26 protein-coding genes are annotated in these 17,492 nt (G+C 33.4%); 25 read left to right on the top strand and 1 reads right to left on the bottom strand.

The genetic code is table 11. The features are described 5' to 3' along the window. The first annotated feature begins 5 nt into the window (after positions 1 to 5). The 22 genes from rplX to ctlX all read left to right on the top strand — a co-directional run bounded on the left by rplX (position 6) and on the right by ctlX (position 14,663). Entirely contained in the window at positions 6 to 320 is a 315-nt protein-coding gene (gene rplX, locus DMB71_RS05800; RefSeq protein ID WP_026727873.1) for a 50S ribosomal protein L24, read from the top strand. A 2-nt stretch (positions 321 to 322) separates the two neighbouring features. After that, on the top strand, positions 323 to 874 hold the full coding sequence (gene rplE / locus DMB71_RS05795) for a 50S ribosomal protein L5 (RefSeq protein ID WP_008464302.1): 552 nt from the start codon (positions 323 to 325) through the stop codon (positions 872 to 874). Between the two features lie 3 nt (positions 875 to 877). Then, complete coding sequence (rpsN, locus tag DMB71_RS05790; RefSeq protein WP_008464305.1) at positions 878 to 1,147, top strand: 30S ribosomal protein S14; 270 nt, start codon at positions 878 to 880, stop codon at positions 1,145 to 1,147. Between the two features lie 78 nt (positions 1,148 to 1,225). Then, positions 1,226 to 1,624, top strand: coding sequence for a 30S ribosomal protein S8 (gene rpsH, locus DMB71_RS05785; RefSeq protein ID WP_008464306.1), 399 nt, complete (start codon positions 1,226 to 1,228; stop codon positions 1,622 to 1,624). A gap of 18 nt (positions 1,625 to 1,642) precedes the next feature. Next, a complete protein-coding gene (gene rplF, locus DMB71_RS05780) occupies positions 1,643 to 2,185 on the top strand; it encodes a 50S ribosomal protein L6 (RefSeq protein WP_111364456.1) in 543 nt (180 codons plus the stop codon). Between the two features lie 11 nt (positions 2,186 to 2,196). Beyond that, positions 2,197 to 2,547 carry a 50S ribosomal protein L18 gene (rplR, locus tag DMB71_RS05775; protein ID WP_008464310.1) on the top strand — a complete coding sequence of 117 codons (351 nt, stop codon included), beginning with the start codon at positions 2,197 to 2,199 and terminating at the stop codon, positions 2,545 to 2,547. A 3-nt stretch (positions 2,548 to 2,550) separates the two neighbouring features. Continuing rightward, positions 2,551 to 3,075, top strand: coding sequence for a 30S ribosomal protein S5 (rpsE, locus tag DMB71_RS05770; protein WP_111364454.1), 525 nt, complete (start codon positions 2,551 to 2,553; stop codon positions 3,073 to 3,075). An 11-nt stretch (positions 3,076 to 3,086) separates the two neighbouring features. Further along, positions 3,087 to 3,269 (top strand): 50S ribosomal protein L30, encoded by a 183-nt coding sequence (rpmD, locus tag DMB71_RS05765; protein WP_008464315.1) that lies wholly within the window; start codon positions 3,087 to 3,089, stop codon positions 3,267 to 3,269. A gap of 11 nt (positions 3,270 to 3,280) precedes the next feature. Beyond that, complete coding sequence (gene rplO, locus DMB71_RS05760) at positions 3,281 to 3,733, top strand: 50S ribosomal protein L15 (protein ID WP_008464317.1); 453 nt, start codon at positions 3,281 to 3,283, stop codon at positions 3,731 to 3,733. 13 nt (positions 3,734 to 3,746) lie between these two features. Next, complete coding sequence (gene secY, locus DMB71_RS05755) at positions 3,747 to 5,093, top strand: preprotein translocase subunit SecY (RefSeq protein WP_111364452.1); 1,347 nt, start codon at positions 3,747 to 3,749, stop codon at positions 5,091 to 5,093. 7 nt (positions 5,094 to 5,100) lie between these two features. Continuing rightward, positions 5,101 to 5,316, top strand: coding sequence for a translation initiation factor IF-1 (gene infA / locus DMB71_RS05750; protein ID WP_007136545.1), 216 nt, complete (start codon positions 5,101 to 5,103; stop codon positions 5,314 to 5,316). 12 nt (positions 5,317 to 5,328) lie between these two features. Next, positions 5,329 to 5,445 (top strand): type B 50S ribosomal protein L36, encoded by a 117-nt coding sequence (gene ykgO / locus DMB71_RS05745; RefSeq protein WP_002987490.1) that lies wholly within the window; start codon positions 5,329 to 5,331, stop codon positions 5,443 to 5,445. A gap of 2 nt (positions 5,446 to 5,447) precedes the next feature. Then, positions 5,448 to 5,822 carry a 30S ribosomal protein S13 gene (gene rpsM / locus DMB71_RS05740; RefSeq protein WP_008464322.1) on the top strand — a complete coding sequence of 125 codons (375 nt, stop codon included), beginning with the start codon at positions 5,448 to 5,450 and terminating at the stop codon, positions 5,820 to 5,822. An 8-nt stretch (positions 5,823 to 5,830) separates the two neighbouring features. Then, positions 5,831 to 6,214: a 30S ribosomal protein S11 gene (gene rpsK / locus DMB71_RS05735; protein WP_008464324.1), complete on the top strand. Its 384-nt coding sequence runs from the start codon at positions 5,831 to 5,833 to the stop codon at positions 6,212 to 6,214. Positions 6,215 to 6,305: 91 nt separating this feature from the next. Beyond that, complete coding sequence (rpsD, locus tag DMB71_RS05730; RefSeq protein ID WP_111364450.1) at positions 6,306 to 6,911, top strand: 30S ribosomal protein S4; 606 nt, start codon at positions 6,306 to 6,308, stop codon at positions 6,909 to 6,911. 21 nt (positions 6,912 to 6,932) lie between these two features. Continuing rightward, positions 6,933 to 7,925 (top strand): DNA-directed RNA polymerase subunit alpha, encoded by a 993-nt coding sequence (locus tag DMB71_RS05725; protein ID WP_008464329.1) that lies wholly within the window; start codon positions 6,933 to 6,935, stop codon positions 7,923 to 7,925. Between the two features lie 62 nt (positions 7,926 to 7,987). Continuing rightward, positions 7,988 to 8,479 (top strand): 50S ribosomal protein L17, encoded by a 492-nt coding sequence (rplQ, locus tag DMB71_RS05720; protein ID WP_008464331.1) that lies wholly within the window; start codon positions 7,988 to 7,990, stop codon positions 8,477 to 8,479. A 247-nt stretch (positions 8,480 to 8,726) separates the two neighbouring features. After that, the gene (gene carA / locus DMB71_RS05715; protein WP_111364448.1) at positions 8,727 to 9,836 is read left to right on the top strand and encodes a glutamine-hydrolyzing carbamoyl-phosphate synthase small subunit; all 1,110 of its coding nucleotides are present in this window, start codon (positions 8,727 to 8,729) and stop codon (positions 9,834 to 9,836) included. 111 nt (positions 9,837 to 9,947) lie between these two features. Continuing rightward, positions 9,948 to 11,240, top strand: a complete 1,293-nt coding sequence (eno, locus tag DMB71_RS05710; protein WP_111364446.1) for a phosphopyruvate hydratase — start codon at positions 9,948 to 9,950, stop codon at positions 11,238 to 11,240. Between the two features lie 153 nt (positions 11,241 to 11,393). Then, entirely contained in the window at positions 11,394 to 12,671 is a 1,278-nt protein-coding gene (locus DMB71_RS05705) for a citrate synthase (RefSeq protein ID WP_111364445.1), read from the top strand. Positions 12,672 to 12,733: 62 nt separating this feature from the next. Next, positions 12,734 to 13,648 carry a dimethylarginine dimethylaminohydrolase family protein gene (locus DMB71_RS05700; protein ID WP_111364443.1) on the top strand — a complete coding sequence of 305 codons (915 nt, stop codon included), beginning with the start codon at positions 12,734 to 12,736 and terminating at the stop codon, positions 13,646 to 13,648. A 79-nt stretch (positions 13,649 to 13,727) separates the two neighbouring features. Continuing rightward, positions 13,728 to 14,663: a citrulline utilization hydrolase CtlX gene (gene ctlX / locus DMB71_RS05695; RefSeq protein WP_111364441.1), complete on the top strand. Its 936-nt coding sequence runs from the start codon at positions 13,728 to 13,730 to the stop codon at positions 14,661 to 14,663. A gap of 79 nt (positions 14,664 to 14,742) precedes the next feature. Here ctlX and DMB71_RS05690 read toward each other — a convergent pair whose 3' ends face one another. Continuing rightward, positions 14,743 to 15,369, bottom strand: coding sequence for a MarC family NAAT transporter (locus DMB71_RS05690; RefSeq protein ID WP_111364439.1), 627 nt, complete (start codon positions 15,367 to 15,369; stop codon positions 14,743 to 14,745). 153 nt (positions 15,370 to 15,522) lie between these two features. Here DMB71_RS05690 and DMB71_RS05685 point away from each other — a divergent pair, with 153 nt between their 5' ends. The 3 genes from DMB71_RS05685 to DMB71_RS05675 all read left to right on the top strand — a co-directional run bounded on the left by DMB71_RS05685 (position 15,523) and on the right by DMB71_RS05675 (position 17,491). Continuing rightward, positions 15,523 to 15,888 carry a CoA-binding protein gene (locus DMB71_RS05685; protein ID WP_111364437.1) on the top strand — a complete coding sequence of 122 codons (366 nt, stop codon included), beginning with the start codon at positions 15,523 to 15,525 and terminating at the stop codon, positions 15,886 to 15,888. A gap of 117 nt (positions 15,889 to 16,005) precedes the next feature. Continuing rightward, positions 16,006 to 16,626 (top strand): recombination mediator RecR, encoded by a 621-nt coding sequence (gene recR, locus DMB71_RS05680; RefSeq protein ID WP_111364435.1) that lies wholly within the window; start codon positions 16,006 to 16,008, stop codon positions 16,624 to 16,626. A 73-nt stretch (positions 16,627 to 16,699) separates the two neighbouring features. After that, positions 16,700 to 17,491, top strand: coding sequence for a polysaccharide biosynthesis/export family protein (locus tag DMB71_RS05675; protein WP_111364433.1), 792 nt, complete (start codon positions 16,700 to 16,702; stop codon positions 17,489 to 17,491). Position 17,492: the final 1 nt, after the last annotated feature.

The raw sequence follows: 17,492 nt of genomic DNA, 5'->3' as shown, positions 1-17,492 counted from the left end.
TTAAGATGATAAAGCTAAAAATAAAATCAGGAGACATTGTAAGAGTTATTGCTGGAGACCATAAAGGTGCTGAAGGTAAAGTTTTACGTGTTTACCGTGAAAAAAACAAAGCGATCGTTGAAGGTGTAAACATGGTTTCTAAACATACTAAACCAAGTGCTAAAAACCCTCAAGGTGGTATCGTTAAGAAAGAGGCTTCTATTCAAATTTCTAACATTGCTTTAATTGATCCTAAAACTAAGGAAACAACTAGAGTAGGTATCAGAGTAGAAGGAGATAAGAAAGTAAGATTTTCAAAAAAATCTAATCAAGTACTATAGTAATGGCATATACACCTAGACTAAAAGAAGAATATAAGAGTAGAGTAATCTCTGCTCTTAAAGAAGAGTTCGGATATACAAACGTAATGCAAGTTCCTAAACTTGAAAAAATCGTTTTGAGCCGTGGAGTTGGTGCAGCTGTATCTGATAAAAAACTTATTGACTATGCAGTTGATGAGTTAACAAAGATCACTGGACAAAAAGCAGTATCTACAATTTCTAAGAAAGACGTTGCATCTTTCAAATTAAGAAAAGGGATGCCTATTGGAGCAAAAGTAACTTTACGTGGAGAAAGAATGTATGAGTTTTTAGATAGACTTATTACTTCTGCTTTACCACGTGTTAGAGATTTCAATGGTATTAAAGCTACTGGTTTTGACGGAAGAGGTAACTACAATCTTGGAGTTTTAGAGCAAATCATTTTCCCAGAAATTGATATTGACAAAGTAAACAAAATTTCAGGAATGGATATTACATTTGTTACTACTGCAAAAACTGACAAGGAAGCGAAGTCATTATTGGCTGAATTAGGATTACCTTTTAAAAAGAATTAAGACATGGCTAAAGAATCAATGAAAGCCCGCGAGGTGAAAAGAGAGAAAACGGTAGCTAAGTATGCTGAAAAGAGAAAAGCTTTATTAGAAGCTGGAGACTATGAAGGTTTACAAAGATTACCAAAAAACGCTTCACCTGTTCGTTTGCATAACCGTTGTAAATTGACTGGAAGACCAAGAGGTTACATCCGTCAATTCGGTATTTCACGTGTAACTTTCCGTGAAATGGCTAACAATGGATTAATTCCAGGTGTGAAAAAAGCAAGCTGGTAATTTAAAAAAGTTTATAAATTGATTAAAGGTTCAGGAAGCGGGGTGCTTCCTGAAAACCATAATCGCAATCAAATACATATGTATACAGATCCTATTGCAGATTATTTGACTAGAGTTCGTAACGCTGTGGCAGCAAACCACAAAGTTGTTGAGATTCCAGCATCTAATCTAAAAAAAGAGATAACTAAGATCTTATTTGATCAAGGTTACATCTTGAGTTACAAATTTGAGCAGAACACAGTTCAAGGTTCTATCAAAATTGCTTTAAAGTACGATAAAGATACTAAAGAGCCTGTAATTAAAGATATTCAAAGAATTAGTAAACCTGGTTTACGTAAGTACGCAGGTGCTGCCAAATTACCAAGAATCCTTAACGGATTAGGAATTGCTATCGTTTCTACATCAAAAGGTTTGATGACTGGAAAACAAGCTAAGCAATTAAATGTAGGTGGTGAAGTAATTTGTTACGTATACTAATTTTAAACACTAGATAAGATGTCAAGAATAGGTAAAAGTCCAATTGTAATTCCTGCTGGTGTAACTGTTGAAGTTAAAGAAGGTAGTATTACAGTAAAAGGAAAAAAAGGTCAACTAATTCAGGAGTTTTCGGACGTAACTGTAAAAGTTGAAGGTGATCAAATCACAATAGAAAGATCATCTGATTATAAAGACCAAAGAGCAAAACACGGATTATACAGAGCTTTAATCAGTAACATGATTGTTGGTGTATCTGAAGGTTTTACAAAAGAACTTGAATTAGTTGGAGTTGGTTATAGAGCTTCAAACCAAGGTCAAAAATTAGATTTAGCTCTTGGATATTCTCACAATATTGTTTTGGAAATTGCTCCAGAAGTATCTTTAGAAACAATATCTGAAAAAGGTAAGAACCCTATCGTAAAATTAACATCATTTGATAAACAACTTTTAGGTCAAGTAGCTGCGAAAATCAGAAGTTTCCGTAAGCCTGAGCCATACAAAGGAAAAGGTGTTAAATTTGTGGGTGAAGTATTAAGAAGAAAAGCAGGTAAATCAGCTTAAAATATAAGATTATGTCATTAACAAAATCTGAAAGAAGACAGAGAATTAAATTCAGAATTAGAAAATCGGTTAGTGGTACTGCTGCAAGACCTAGACTTTCTGTTTTTAGAAGTAATAAAGAAATTTACGCTCAAATTATTGATGATGTAAATGGAGTTACTATATTAGCTGCATCTTCAAGAGAAAAAGAAATAGGAAAAGGTACTAACGTTGAAGTAGCTGCTGCTGTTGGAAAATTAGTTGCAGAGAAAGCGTTAAAAGCTGGGATTGATACCATCACTTTCGACAGAGGTGGATATTTATATCACGGTCGTATTAAATCATTAGCAGAAGGCGCAAGAGCCGCTGGACTTAAATTCTAATATATTATGTCTAAATACAAAAATGTAGAATTGGTAAAACCTAGTGGTCTTGAATTAAAAGATCGTCTAGTTAGTGTAAATCGTGTTACTAAAGTTACAAAAGGAGGTAGAGCTTTTGGTTTTTCTGCTATTGTAGTTGTAGGTGATGAAAATGGAGTAGTTGGTCACGGATTAGGAAAATCTAAAGACGTTTCTGAAGCAATTGCGAAAGCAGTAGAAGATGCTAAGAAAAACTTGGTGAGAATTCCTTTGAACGGTCAATCTGTTCCTCACGAACAAAAAGGTAAATTTGGTGGTGCGCGTGTATTCTTAATTCCAGCATCTCATGGTACTGGAGTTATCGCTGGTGGAGCTGTTCGTTCAGTTCTTGAGTCAGTAGGTATTCACGATGTATTGTCTAAATCTCAAGGATCATCAAATCCACATAACGTAGTAAAAGCAACTTTTGATGCTTTATTGCAAATGAGAAGCGCTCATACTGTTGCAAAACAGAGAGGTATTTCTTTAGAAAAAGTTTTTAAAGGTTAATTCAGGAAATTATGGCTAAATTATTAGTAAAACAAGTAAGAAGCAAAATCAACTGTCCTCTTTCTCAAAAGAGAGGGTTGGAAGCTTTAGGTCTACGTAAAATTGGACAAGTTGTGGAGCATGAGTCAAATCCTGCTATCCTTGGGATGATAAACAAAGTTAAACACTTAGTTTCTGTTGAAGAAGCTAAATAACAAATACTGTTATGAATTTAAGTAACTTACAACCTGCTGAGGGATCTACACACAATCAAAATAAAAGATTAGGTAGAGGAGAAGGTTCTGGAAAAGGTGGTACTGCTGCACGTGGACACAAAGGAGCAAAATCTCGTTCTGGTTATTCTAAAAAGATTGGTTTTGAAGGAGGTCAAATGCCACTTCAAAGACGTGTACCTAAGTTTGGTTTCAAAAACATCAATCGTAAAGAATACGAAGGTGTTAATTTAGATACTCTTCAATTATTAGTTGATAACGGTGTAATTACTGATTCTGTTTCAATGGCAGATTTCGTAGCAAATCGTCTAGCTTCTAAAAATGAGATCGTTAAGATTTTAGGTAGAGGAGAATTGAAAGCAAAATTAAAAGTAACTGCCCACAAATTTACTGCTACTGCAAAAGCTGCTATTGAAGCTGCTGGAGGAGAAGCTGTAACTATATAACTTATCTATTAAGATGAAGAAATTTATTGAATCAATAAGTAATGTTTGGAAAATCGAAGAACTAAAAAATAGAATCTTAATTACTTTAGGATTGCTTTTAGTATATCGTTTTGGAGCACACGTTACGCTTCCTGGAATTGACGCAACGCAATTGACTGGTTTAGCGGGACAAACTAAAAATGGTCTAGGATCTATTCTAGACATGTTCACCGGGGGTGCTTTCTCTAAGGCTTCAGTTTTTGCCTTAGGTATCATGCCTTATATTTCTGCGTCTATTGTTGTTCAGTTGATGGGAATTGCGATTCCATATTTGCAAAAACTTCAAAATGATGGGGAAAGTGGTAGAAAAAAGATTAATCAAATCACTCGTTGGTTGACAATCGCTATCACATTGGTTCAAGGTCCAACTTATATCTATAATTTATACAGAACATTGCCTAGTAATGCATTTTTGCTAGGCTTTAATTCACCTGAATTTTTGTTCTCGTCTGTTATTATCTTAGTTACTGGTACAATTTTTGCTATGTGGCTTGGAGAAAAAATTACAGATAAAGGTATTGGAAATGGTATTTCATTGTTAATTATGGTTGGTATTTTAGCTCGTTTACCACAAGCTTTTATCCAAGAGTTTACAACTCGTGTTACCAATAACAATGGAGGTCCAATGTTATTAGTTATTGAAATTATTGTGTGGCTGTTAGTTATCATTTCTTGTGTATTGCTTACAATGGCAGTACGTAGAATCCCTGTGCAGTATGCTCGTCGTACTACAAGTGGAGATTACGAACAAGATTTGGCAGGTGGTAATAGACAATGGATTCCTCTAAAGCTTAATGCTTCTGGAGTTATGCCAATCATTTTTGCTCAAGCAATTATGTTTATCCCTGCAGCTGTGGCTGGATTGTCTAAATCAGATACATCACAATCTATTGTTGGTGCATTTAGTAATATGTTTGGTTTTTGGTATAATTTTGTTTTTGCAACTTTAATTATTGTATTTACATTCTTTTATACTGCAATCACCGTTCCTACTAACAAAATGGCTGATGATTTAAAAAGAAGCGGTGGTTTTATTCCAGGCGTTCGTCCAGGAGCAGAAACTTCTGACTTCCTTGATAAAGTGATGTCTTTAATAACTTTCCCAGGATCTTTATTCCTTGCTTTGATTGCTGTGTTCCCAGCTATTGTTGTAAGTATTATGGATGTACAACAATCTTGGGCAATGTTTTTTGGAGGTACCTCATTAATAATTATGGTTGGTGTTGCAATAGATACTATTCAACAGATCAATTCATACTTGTTAAACAAACATTATGATGGTTTAATGAAGACTGGTAAAAATAGAAAAGCGGTAGCTTAATATATTTATGGCAAAACAATCAGCAATAGAACAAGACGGATCAATTATAGAAGCATTGTCAAATGCTATGTTCCGTGTAGAGTTAGAAAATGGACATATTGTAATTGCTCATATTTCTGGTAAAATGCGAATGCATTACATCAAGTTATTACCTGGTGATAAAGTGAAACTAGAAATGAGTCCTTACGATTTGTCAAAAGCAAGAATTACTTATCGATATTAAAGGATATTCACTATGAAAGTTAGAGCATCAGTAAAAAAGAGAAGTGCCGAGTGCATTATCGTGCGTAGAAAAGGGAGACTGTACGTAATAAACAAAAAGAATCCTAGATTTAAACAAAGACAAGGATAATTATGGCAAGAATAGCAGGGGTAGATATCCCAAAAAACAAAAGAGGTGTTATTGCACTTACCTATATCTTCGGATTAGGAAAAAGTAGAGCTATTGAGATTTTAGAAAAAGCTCAAGTTAGCCAAGATAAAAAAGTTCAAGATTGGAATGATGATGAAATCGGAGCAATTCGTGAAGCTGTTTCATTTTACAAAATTGAAGGAGAATTACGTTCTGAAATTTCTTTAAACATTAAACGTTTAATGGATATTGGATGTTACAGAGGTATTCGTCACAGATCTGGTCTTCCATTAAGAGGACAAAGAACTAAAAACAACTCAAGAACAAGAAAAGGTAAAAGAAAAACTGTTGCTAACAAGAAAAAAGCAACTAAATAATAAGTAATATGGCTAAAGCAACTGCAAAAAAACGTAAAGTTATCGTTGAATCAACGGGTGAGGCTCATATTTCTGCCACTTTTAATAACATTATTATTTCTTTGACTAATAAGAAAGGTGAAGTTATCTCTTGGTCTTCAGCTGGTAAAATGGGTTTCAGAGGTTCTAAAAAGAACACTCCTTATGCAGCTCAAATGGCAGCAGAAGATTGCACTAAAGTAGCACTTGAGGCAGGACTTAAAAAAGTGAAAGTTTATGTAAAAGGACCAGGTAACGGACGTGAGTCTGCTATCCGTTCTATTCATAACGGTGGAATTGAAGTTACTGAAATTATTGATGTTACTCCAATGCCACACAACGGATGTCGTCCTCCAAAAAGACGTAGAGTTTAATTTTTTATTTTTATAGTATAATCAAGGTAGAACATAAATTATCGAAGGATTAGACCTGAATTCATAATTTCTACCTTAAAATTTTTTTAAAATGGCAAGATATACTGGTCCTAAAACCAAAATCGCTCGTAAATTTGGCGAGGCAATCTTCGGAGATGATAGATCTTTCGAAAAAAGAAATTACCCACCTGGACAACACGGGATGGCTAAAAAAAGAGGAAAAAAATCTGAGTATGCTGTTCAGTTAATGGAAAAGCAAAAAGCTAAATATTCTTATGGAATTTTAGAAAAACAATTCAGAAATTTATTCGAAAAAGCATCAGCGACTAAAGGAGTAACTGGTGAAGTTCTATTACAATTATGCGAAGCAAGATTAGATAATGTTGTTTTTAGAATGGGAATTGCTCCATCTAGAAGAGGTGCGCGTCAAATCGTTTCTCACAGACACATTACTGTAAATGGAGAGGTTGTTAATATTCCTTCTTACCACCTTAAGCCTGGTGATAAAGTTGCAGTTCGTGAAAAATCTAAATCTTTAGAAGCTATCGAACGTTCTTTATCAAATTCAAGTCATGTTTATGAATGGATTACTTGGAACAATGATCTTAAAGAAGGAACTTTCGTTTCTGTACCTGCAAGACTTCAAATTCCAGAAAACATTAAAGAACAATTAATCGTAGAGTTGTACAACAAATAATAATTGACTTAGTCGAAATTTATGGCAATATTTAATTTTCAAAAGCCCGATAAAGTTATCATGATCGATTCAACCGATTTTGAAGGTAAATTTGAGTTTAGACCTTTAGAACCTGGTTACGGATTGACAGTTGGTAATGCACTTAGAAGAGTTTTGCTTTCAGCGTTAGAAGGTTATGCAATTACATCTGTTCGTATCGAAGGTGTAGATCATGAGTTTTCTACTATTTCAGGTGTTGTTGAGGATGTTACCGAAATTATCCTTAATCTAAAACAAGTACGTTTCAAACGTCAAATTGAAGATATCGATAATGAATCAGTTACTATTTCTGTTTCAGGTAAAGATCAATTAACAGCAGGTGATTTTCAGAAATTTATTTCAGGTTTCCAAGTTCTAAATCCAGACCTTGTTATCTGTAACTTAGATTCTAAAATCAAATTGAATTTCGATTTAACAATCGAAAAAGGTAGAGGATACGTGCCTGCTGAAGAGAACAAAAAACAGAATGCTGCAATTGGAACGATTTTTACAGATTCTATTTTTACTCCGGTAAAAAATGTAAAATATGCAATCGAAAATTTCCGTGTTGAGCAAAAGACGGATTACGAAAAATTAGTTTTTGAAATCAAAACTGATGGATCTATCAATCCTAAAGATGCTCTTACTGAAGCTGCTAAAGTTTTAATTCACCATTTCATGTTATTCTCTGACGAAAGAATTACACTTGAGGCTGACGAAATTGCACAAACAGAATCGTATGATGAAGAGTCATTGCATATGAGACAATTGCTTAAAACTAAGCTTGTTGATATGGATTTATCTGTGAGAGCATTAAATTGCTTGAAAGCGGCTGAAGTTGATACACTTGGTGATTTAGTATCGTTCAATAAAAATGACCTAATGAAATTCCGTAATTTTGGTAAAAAATCTTTAACTGAACTTGATGAACTTGTTGCAGTGAAGAATTTAACTTTCGGAATGGATTTAGCTAAATACAAATTAGATAAAGAATAATTTACTTCATATTTTGCTCTCCATGGTGGATTGTAGCAAGATGAAGATAAAAAAAACACGTCATGAGACACGGAAAAAAATTCAACCACTTAAGCAGACAGACTGGACATAGAAAAGCTATGTTGGCTAATATGGCTTGTTCTCTTATCGAGCACAAACGTATTAACACTACTGTTGCTAAAGCTAAAGCGCTTAAACAATTTGTTGAGCCTTTAATTACAAAATCAAAAGAGGATACGACTCACAATCGTCGTATTGTTTTTGCTTACTTACGTAACAAATACGCTGTAACTGATTTGTTCAGAGATGTTGCTGCTAAAGTAGGTGACCGTCCAGGTGGATACACACGTATCATTAAAGTTGGAAATCGTTTGGGAGATAACGCTGATATGGCGATGATCGAACTTGTTGACTTCAATGAACTTTACAACGGAGGTAAAAAAGAAGTTAAAAAAGCGAAAAGCCGTCGTGGTGGTAAAGCTAAAAAAGCTGAAACTGCTGCTCCTGAAGCCCCTGCTGCTGAATCAGAAACGACTACTGAAGCTTCTGAATAATTATGAAAGTAATCATTCTATAAAAATCAAGGATAAACTAATTTTTAGTTTATCCTTTTTTTTTGATTTTTTTGAAACTGCAGAAATGTAACTTATTTAAAATGATAGGTTTTATTTTTACGAGTGAAAGTTTTAAAAAATCTTGGAAGGGCTATTTTAAAGAAGTAAATTTGCAAAATTCTAATTACACTTAAAACCTTGATTAGGTTTTATAACTTGATTAAAAAAAAACAATACAAATTAAATAATGAAATACACAACACGACAAAGCGCCATTTTATTACTTAGTGACGGAACAATCTTTCACGGAAAATCTATCGGAATTAGCGGTAAAACTTTTGGTGAAGTTTGTTTTAATACTGGAATGACAGGGTATCAGGAAATTTTTACTGATCCTTCTTATTTCGGGCAAATAATGGTTGCTACAAATACACATATCGGAAACTATGGTGTTAATGATTCTGAGGTGGAATCTGATAGTATTAAAATTGCCGGTTTAGTTTGTAAAAACTTCAGTTTTAATTATTCTAGAGAAAATGCTTCTGGAAGTTTAGAAGATTATTTTGCTAAACAAAACTTAATCTGTATTTCTGATGTAGATACTCGTGCACTTGTAAGTTATATTCGTGATAACGGTGCTATGAATGCTGTAATTTGTACAGATGGAACTTCAATAGAAGATCTGAAGAAAGAATTGGCTAACGTGCCAAATATGGAAGGTTTAGAATTGGCATCAAAAGTTTCTACTAAGGAGCCATATTTCTTCGGAGACGAAAATGCTACTTATAAAATTTCGGCTTTAGACCTTGGTATCAAAAAGAATATCTTGAGAAATCTTGCAAAAAGAGATTGTTACATTAAGGTGTATCCTTTCGATTCAACTTATAAAGACATGTCGGAGTTTAATCCAGATGGATATTTCTTGTCAAATGGACCTGGAGATCCAGATCCTTTATTTGGAGCAATTCAGGTAGCAAAAGAAATTTTAGCAGATAATAAACCTTTGTTCGGAATCTGTTTAGGACACCAAGTAATTGGTTTAGCAAATGGGGTTGAAACGTATAAAATGTTTAACGGACACCGAGGAATTAATCACCCAGTTAAAAACATCATTACCGGTAAAGGTGAGATAACTTCTCAAAATCATGGGTTCGCTGTTAGAAAAGAACAGTTAGAAAATCATCCAGAATTGGAGATTACCCATGTACACTTAAATGACGGAACTGTTGCTGGAATGCGAATGAAAAACAAAAATTGCTTTTCTGTGCAATATCACCCAGAGGCTAGCCCAGGACCGCATGATTCGTCATATTTGTTTGACCAATTTGTAGAGAATATTAAAAGTAGCAAAGCCTAAAACGATGTAGTTAATAAATAAACGGGTCTAATGACTAAAGCTCGTTTATGGTATTAAATATTTTTATAATTTCGAAAAAAAAATATAATTTATTAATAAAAAACAAAAATAATGAGTATTATAATTAAAGTTCACGCAAGACAAATTCTTGATTCTAGAGGTAATCCTACTATTGAAGTTGATGTAGTAACTGAAAATGGAGTTTTAGGTAGAGCTGCTGTTCCATCTGGAGCATCAACTGGAGAGCACGAAGCTGTTGAATTACGTGATGGAGGTAAAGCTTATCTAGGTAAAGGTGTTTTGAATGCAGTGAATAATGTAAATACTATTATTGCTGAAGAATTAGTTGGAACTTCTGTTTTCGAACAAAACACAATTGACCAATTAATGATTGATTTGGATGGTACTCCAAACAAGTCTAAATTAGGAGCTAATGCTATTTTAGGAGTTTCTTTAGCTGCTGCAAAAGCTGCTGCTAACGAACTTGGATTGCCATTATACAGATACGTAGGTGGTGTTTCTGCTAATACATTGCCAGTTCCAATGATGAATATCATCAACGGAGGTTCTCACTCTGATGCGCCAATCGCATTCCAAGAGTTTATGATTTTCCCAGTAAAAGCTACTTCTTTTACACATGCTATGCAAATGGGAACTGAAATTTTCCACAACTTGAAAAAAGTATTACACGATAGAGGTTTAAGTACTGCTGTAGGTGATGAAGGCGGTTTTGCTCCAAACTTAGCTGGTGGAACTGAAGATGCTTTAGATACTATTAAACTTGCGGTTGAAAAAGCTGGATATTCTTTCGGTGACGAAATCATGATTGCTCTTGACTGTGCTGCTTCTGAGTTTTATGTAAATGGTAAATACGATTACACTAAATTTGAAGGAGAAACTGGAAAAATCAGAACATCTGCTGAGCAAGCTGAATACTTAGCTGAACTTGCTACTAAATACCCAATTATCTCTATCGAAGACGGTATGTACGAAGATGACTGGGATGGATGGAAAGCTTTAACTGAAAAAATTGGAGATAAAGTTCAATTAGTTGGAGATGATTTGTTTGTTACTAATGTTGCTCGTTTGTCAACTGGTATCGAAAAAGGAATTGCTAACTCAATCTTAGTAAAAGTAAACCAAATTGGAACTTTAACTGAAACTATTGCAGCAGTAAATATGGCTAAAAACGCTGGATATACGTCTGTAATGTCTCACCGTTCTGGAGAAACTGAAGATAATACAATCGCAGATTTAGCTGTTGCTTTAAACTGTGGTCAAATTAAAACAGGTTCTGCTTCTCGTTCTGATCGTATGGCTAAATACAACCAATTATTGAGAATTGAAGAAGAACTAGGAAGTACTGCTTATTTCCCTGGTTTAAATGCTTTTAAAATCAAATAATCTTAGAAATTATATATTGGAAAAAACCATCTGCCACCGCGGATGGTTTTTTTTTGGAGTTTTAACAAATTCATAGCAGTATTCTTTTTTTAATTAGTCTTAAATTCATTAGATTTGATAAATTATTATTTAAAGAATTATTTCCAGTATATTATGTCAAAAATAGCTACATTAGAAATAGATGGTAAAAAGATTGAGCTTCCGGTAATCACAGGAAGTGAAAACGAATCAGCTATCGATATTAACAAATTACGTGATTTAACAGGTTATATTACACTTGATCCAGGTTACAAGAATTCGGGATCTTGCACAAGTGAAATTACTTTCCTAGATGGAGAAGAAGGAATTTTACGTTACAGAGGATATTCAATTGAAGATCTTGCTGAAAAAGCTAGTTTCTTGGAAGTTTCATATCTTTTGATTTTTGGTGAATTGCCTACGGCTTCACAATTAGAAGATTTTGAAAATGGTATTAAAAAGCATTCTTTGGTAAACGAAGAAATGAAAAATATCATCGATGGCTTCCCTAAAACAGCTCACCCTATGGGAGTGTTATCTGCTTTAACAAGCGCTTTAACAGCTTTTAATCCTAAAGCGGTTAATGTTGATAATGAGAAAGAAATGTATGAAGCTATTTGTAAAACAATGGCAAAATTTTTAGTGATTGCTACATGGACTTACAGAAAATCTATGGGTTATCCTTTGAATTACTATGATAATACTAAAGGTTATGTAGAAAGCTTCATGCAATTAATGTTTAAATTGCCTACGGGACCTTACGCTGCAAATCCAGTAATCGTAAATGCTTTAGATAAATTATTTATTCTTCATGCTGATCACGAGCAAAACTGTTCTACTTCTACAGTTAGAATGGTAGGTTCTTCTCACGCCGGCTTATTTGCTTCTGTTTCTGCAGGAGTTTCTGCACTTTGGGGGCCACTTCACGGTGGAGCAAACCAAGCAGTGCTTGAAATGTTAGAAGAAATTAACAAAGACGGTGGAGATACAGATAAGTTTTTAGCGAAAGCAAAAGACAAAAATGATCCATTCCGTTTGATGGGATTCGGGCACAGAGTTTACAAAAACTTTGATCCAAGAGCTAAAATCATCAAAAAAGCAGCAACAGAAGTATTAGAAACTTTAGGTGTTGAAGATCCAATTTTAGAAATTGCAAGAAAATTAGAAAAAGCTGCTCTTGAAGATGAATATTTCAAATCAAGAAACCTATATCCAAACGTTGACTTCTACTCTGGAATTATCTATAGAGCTTTAGGAATTCCAACTGATATGTTTACTGTAATGTTTGCTATTGGAAGATTGCCAGGTTGGATTGCGCAATGGAAAGAAATGCGTGAAAATAAAGAGCCAATCGGAAGACCAAGACAAATTTATACAGGACATCCTTTAAGAGAATTTAAGTCTAATAAATAAAAAACGAAAGCTTCACTTTACTGTGAAGCTTTTTTTATATTTGCTCAAAATATAATAAAGTTATGTTGCAATTAAATGTAAAGAACGAAACGTCTCGGCTTCGGGCTGTAGTTTTGGGTTCTGCTGTTCATAATGGTCCAACTCCAACTATAGATGAGGCTTATGACCCTAAATCATTGGAACATATTAAGGCAGGAACTTATCCTGTAGAAAAAGATATGGTTGCTGAAATGGAAGCTTTTAATGCTGTTTTTCAGAAATATGATGTAACTGTTTATCGTCCGGAAATGATCGAAAATTATAATCAGATTTTTGCTCGTGATATTGGATTTGTAATTGACGATGTTTTTGTAAAATCAAATATTCTGCCAGATAGAGAACGAGAATTAGATGCCATTCAATATGTAATTGATCAGATTGATCCCTTAAAAGTTGTTCGTCCTCCAGAAGAAGTTCATATTGAAGGAGGGGATGTTATGCTTTGGAATGATCATATTTTTATTGGAACTTATAAAGGGAGTGATTATAAAGACTACATTACTGCAAGAACCAATATGCATGGTGTAAATTATATCAAATCTTTGTTTCCTAATAAAATTGTAAAAGAGTTTGATTTAGTAAAATCTAAGTTAGAAGCAAGAGATAATGCACTGCATTTAGATTGTTGTTTTCAACCTGTTGGAAAAAATAAAGGAATTATCTACAAAAGAGGTTTTCGCGAAGAAGCGGATTATCTTTATTTAGTGAAACTTTTTGGAAAAGAAAACTTATTCCATATCGAAAGAAACGAAATGTATAATATGTTTTCAAATGTTTTTTCAATTGATGAAAATGTAGTGGTTTCAGAGAAAAACTTTACAAGATTGAACAACTGGCTTCGAGAAAATGGTTTTACGGTTGAAGAGATTCCCTATGCTGAAATTTCAAAACAAGAAGGTTTATTGAGATGTTCAACTTTACCATTAATTAGAGACTAAAAGAGTTTTTTTTGTTTCAGGTTTCAAGTTTTTTATAAGACGTGAAACCTGAAACTTTAAGCGAAAAAATATATAAAAAATGAAACAAACTACTAATGCTATCGTGATGATTCGTCCAGTTGCATTCAGAATGAATGAACAGACGGCTGTAAATAATTATTATCAAAAAGTATTAGACGGACTTTTGCCAAGTACTGTTAATGCTAAAGCGCAACAAGAATTTGATGCTTTTGTAGAAAAGTTAAGAGCGGTTGGTGTTGACGTAACTGTTGTTGATGACAATTTAGAGACAGATACTCCAGATAGTATTTTTCCAAACAATTGGGTTTCATTTCATGAAAATGGAGACGTTGCACTTTATCCAATGTTTGCTGAAAATCGTCGTCAAGAACGCCGTGAAGATATTTTGGATACTTTGGAAGAAAAAGGATTTGAAATTTCTAATATCATGGATTATACTTCTGCAGAAGAAGACGGCATTTTCTTAGAAGGAACAGGAAGTTTGCTTTTAGACAGAGCTAATGGAAAAGCATATTGTGCATTATCTCCGAGAGCAGATGAAGAATTGTTTATAGAGTTCTGCGAAGATTTTGATTATGCTCCAGTTATTTTCGAAGCTTTTCAAACAGTTGATGGAGAACGAAAACTAATTTATCACACTAATGTGATGATGTGCTTAGGTGAAACTTTTGCAGTTATTTGCGCAGATTCTATTGATGATAAGAAAGAGCGAAAAATGGTTTTAGATAATCTGAAAGAAGATAAAAAAGAAATTATTTTAATTACAGAAGATCAGGTGAACAATTTTGCTGGAAATATGCTTGAGGTTCGTGGGAAAGATGATAAGAGATATATTGTAATGAGCGCTTCTGCACATCAAAGCTTGACTCCAAAACAAATTACGCAGTTAGAAAATCATGCAGAGATTTTGAGTTCAAGTCTTGATACTATCGAAGCTTGTGGCGGTGGAAGTGCAAGATGTATGATGGCTGAAGTTTTCTTGCCAAGAGAATAAAATAAAACTAATTTATAAAAGAAAAGGGATAGAATCATAAGTGATTTTATCCCTTTTCTTTTTGGAAAATGTATTTGAATTAAAAATTTCCTTTAATAATATTTACAATTGCACTTACAATATATTGAATGCCGATTGAAATTACGATAAAGCCTACAATTCTTGAAATTGCAACAATTCCCGAAGCTCCTAAAATTCTAGCTAGATAATGTGCGCTCTTTAAAATCGCAAAAATGGCTACAGCAATAGCTAGTATAGCTAATGAAGAAATTATAATTTCTTCTATTCCATGGTGTTCTTGATAGAAAGCAATTAAAAGTGACATAGATCCAGGGCCGGCAAGCATTGGTATTGCTAATGGCGTAAGTGCGATATCATTTCTGTGTTGCGCCTCATTTTCAATTTTTTTATTGATTCCTCGTTTTTTGTTGAATTTGCCTGAGAGTAAAGAGAATCCAGAATTTACAATTACTATTCCTCCTGCTATTCTTAGAGCATCTATACTAATGCCGAAAAAAGTTAGAACATATTGGCCAATAAAATAGGAAACCAATAATATGATGAAAACATTAATAGCAGTCCAGAGAGAAATACGTGATCTTTCTTTTTGAGAATCGTGTTGTGTTAATCCAACAAAAATAGGTACAGTTCCGATTGGGTTCAATACCGAAAATAAAGCAGCAAATAAGTAAATAAATAATTCCATATTACATTGGTTAGTGAAGTAAATGTAGTTATTTTTTGATGCTTTTGTATGAAAATATGTTATGTTTCTGTTTTTAATTGCTATTAATTCTAAATCAAAGACATAAAGTTAAATCGTTCTTTTTTGATTACTTTTGCAGTCTAAACAAAAACTATGAAAAGTAAAAAAACATTAGTTATAGGCGCATCTACAAATCCAGAACGTTACTCATTTAGAGCTGTTAATATGTTGGTTGGGAAAGGACATTCAGTATTGGCTATTGGTCAAAGAGCAGGTGAGGTTGCTGGAGTAAAAATTCAAACAAAGACAATCCCGATTAAAAATATTGATACCATTACTTTGTATTTAAATCCTGTTCGTCAAAGAGATTATTATAATTATATAATTGAATCACATCCTAAGCGAGTAATTTTTAACCCTGGAACTGAAAATCCAGAATTTTACCAATTATTAGAATCTAATGGTATTGAGGTAGAAGTAGCTTGCACTTTAGTCTTATTAGCTACAAATCAATATTAAGCATTTTTTTAGTAAAGAAAAAGAAAGAGGTTTCGTGCTAAATTTTAAATAGGATTAAGACTTGAATTTAATGGCTGTAATTTAGGCTAAACCATTAAAAGTATTACTTTTGTCGTCATGGAATTTTCATCAAAATTAATTGAAAAAGCAGTAAACGAAATGTCGCAATTGCCAGGAATAGGTAAGCGTACGGCACTTCGATTAGTTCTTCATTTGTTGAAACAGCCTAAAGAACAAACTGTTTTTTTGTCTCAAGCATTATTGAATATGCGAGAGGATATTAAGTTTTGTGAAAGTTGCCATAATATTTCTGATACTAAAATTTGTGAAATCTGTGCTAATCCAGTTAGAAATCATGAAACAATATGTATTGTAGAAGATATTAGAGATGTGATGGCAATAGAAAATACTGGACAATTTAAAGGAATATATCATGTTCTAGGCGGAAAAATTTCGCCAATTGAAGGAGTAGGGCCAAATCAGTTAAATATTTCTAGTTTGGTAACAAAAGTGAAATCAGGAACTGTGTCGGAAATTATTTTTGCATTAAGCTCAACAATGGAAGGAGATACAACCAACTTTTACATTTATAAACAAATAGCAGATTCTAATATTATAATCTCAACGATAGCGAGAGGGATATCGGTTGGTGATGAATTGGAGTATGCAGACGAAATAACATTAGGACGAAGTATTTTGCACAGAATCCCTTTTGAAAAAACATTTAAAAATAATTAACAGAGCCCCAAACAAAAGTTAGGTTTTCCTGAATATTAAATGGAAAAGCTATACTTGCCATAAAATTGAACGAATGACAAAAAAAAGTTTTTTTCTATTCTTATTAATTTCAGTATTATTTACATCATGTATTCCGATTAAAGATTTGGTTTATCTTCAAGATAAAAATGATTCTGGAGAGCAAGCAGCGATTGCAGCGGTAGAAGCAAAACCGTATAGATTGCAAGTTAATGATATCTTAAAAGTCAATATAAAGGCAATAGATCCAAAACTGGTTTCTATTTTTAATACAACAGAAGATCAAGGGGGGCAAGCAGGAAAAAGTGAATCGGCTTTATACTTTGATGGTTTTACAGTTGATGATCATGGGAATATTAGGATGCCAATTCTTGGAGAGATAAATGTAATTGGTTATACACTTGAAGAAGTTCGTGTGAAAATTGAAAAGAAATTGCTTGAAGAATATTTTAAAAGCGAAGCCAATATTTTTGTTACCGTTAAATTAGCAGGTTTTAGATATACCATTAATGGAGAAGTTGGAAGTACAGGGACAAAAACATTGTTTAAAGATAATGTAACTATTTTGGAAGCTGTTGCAAATGCGGGAGATATCACAACAGTTGGTAATAGAAAAGAAGTAACCGTAATTCGTCAGACCCCAACAGGTGTGCAAATGCATGATATTGATCTTACAGATGTAAATGTGATGAAATCACCTTATTATTATTTACAGCCAAATGACTATATCTATGTTAAGCCATTGAGACAAAAAACCTGGGGAACAGGTCAGACGGGAATACAGTCAATTGGAACGATAATTACATTATTGTCCTTAGCTACAACTGTTTACCTAATTATAAAGTAAA

It is taken from the genome of Flavobacterium tistrianum (genome assembly GCF_003254545.1).
In the GTDB taxonomy this organism is placed as follows: domain Bacteria; phylum Bacteroidota; class Bacteroidia; order Flavobacteriales; family Flavobacteriaceae; genus Flavobacterium; species Flavobacterium tistrianum.
Note: the sequence above shows the minus strand (reverse complement) of the source record. Positions and strands in the feature narration are given on the sequence as shown.

Excerpts from the sequence above, each read along its gene's own strand:
- rplO (WP_008464317.1), top strand. The coding sequence starts at position 3,281 with ATGAATTTAAGTAACTTACAACCTGCTGAGGGATCTACACACAATCAA.
- recR (WP_111364435.1), top strand. The coding sequence starts at position 16,006 with ATGGAATTTTCATCAAAATTAATTGAAAAAGCAGTAAACGAAATGTCG.
- ctlX (WP_111364441.1), top strand. The coding sequence starts at position 13,728 with ATGAAACAAACTACTAATGCTATCGTGATGATTCGTCCAGTTGCATTC.
- rpsN (WP_008464305.1), top strand. The coding sequence starts at position 878 with ATGGCTAAAGAATCAATGAAAGCCCGCGAGGTGAAAAGAGAGAAAACG.
- rplX (WP_026727873.1), top strand. The coding sequence starts at position 6 with ATGATAAAGCTAAAAATAAAATCAGGAGACATTGTAAGAGTTATTGCT.
- DMB71_RS05675 (WP_111364433.1), top strand. The coding sequence starts at position 16,700 with ATGACAAAAAAAAGTTTTTTTCTATTCTTATTAATTTCAGTATTATTT.
- rpsH (WP_008464306.1), top strand. The coding sequence starts at position 1,226 with ATGTATACAGATCCTATTGCAGATTATTTGACTAGAGTTCGTAACGCT.
- rpsD (WP_111364450.1), top strand. The coding sequence starts at position 6,306 with ATGGCAAGATATACTGGTCCTAAAACCAAAATCGCTCGTAAATTTGGC.
- DMB71_RS05685 (WP_111364437.1), top strand. The coding sequence starts at position 15,523 with ATGAAAAGTAAAAAAACATTAGTTATAGGCGCATCTACAAATCCAGAA.
- DMB71_RS05725 (WP_008464329.1), top strand. The coding sequence starts at position 6,933 with ATGGCAATATTTAATTTTCAAAAGCCCGATAAAGTTATCATGATCGAT.
- eno (WP_111364446.1), top strand. The coding sequence starts at position 9,948 with ATGAGTATTATAATTAAAGTTCACGCAAGACAAATTCTTGATTCTAGA.
- rpmD (WP_008464315.1), top strand. The coding sequence starts at position 3,087 with ATGGCTAAATTATTAGTAAAACAAGTAAGAAGCAAAATCAACTGTCCT.
- rpsM (WP_008464322.1), top strand. The coding sequence starts at position 5,448 with ATGGCAAGAATAGCAGGGGTAGATATCCCAAAAAACAAAAGAGGTGTT.
- rplF (WP_111364456.1), top strand. The coding sequence starts at position 1,643 with ATGTCAAGAATAGGTAAAAGTCCAATTGTAATTCCTGCTGGTGTAACT.
- rpsK (WP_008464324.1), top strand. The coding sequence starts at position 5,831 with ATGGCTAAAGCAACTGCAAAAAAACGTAAAGTTATCGTTGAATCAACG.
- rplE (WP_008464302.1), top strand. The coding sequence starts at position 323 with ATGGCATATACACCTAGACTAAAAGAAGAATATAAGAGTAGAGTAATC.
- rplR (WP_008464310.1), top strand. The coding sequence starts at position 2,197 with ATGTCATTAACAAAATCTGAAAGAAGACAGAGAATTAAATTCAGAATT.
- DMB71_RS05705 (WP_111364445.1), top strand. The coding sequence starts at position 11,394 with ATGTCAAAAATAGCTACATTAGAAATAGATGGTAAAAAGATTGAGCTT.
- rplQ (WP_008464331.1), top strand. The coding sequence starts at position 7,988 with ATGAGACACGGAAAAAAATTCAACCACTTAAGCAGACAGACTGGACAT.
- DMB71_RS05700 (WP_111364443.1), top strand. The coding sequence starts at position 12,734 with ATGTTGCAATTAAATGTAAAGAACGAAACGTCTCGGCTTCGGGCTGTA.
- secY (WP_111364452.1), top strand. The coding sequence starts at position 3,747 with ATGAAGAAATTTATTGAATCAATAAGTAATGTTTGGAAAATCGAAGAA.
- DMB71_RS05690 (WP_111364439.1), bottom strand. The coding sequence starts at position 15,369 with ATGGAATTATTTATTTACTTATTTGCTGCTTTATTTTCGGTATTGAAC.
- ykgO (WP_002987490.1), top strand. The coding sequence starts at position 5,329 with ATGAAAGTTAGAGCATCAGTAAAAAAGAGAAGTGCCGAGTGCATTATC.
- infA (WP_007136545.1), top strand. The coding sequence starts at position 5,101 with ATGGCAAAACAATCAGCAATAGAACAAGACGGATCAATTATAGAAGCA.
- carA (WP_111364448.1), top strand. The coding sequence starts at position 8,727 with ATGAAATACACAACACGACAAAGCGCCATTTTATTACTTAGTGACGGA.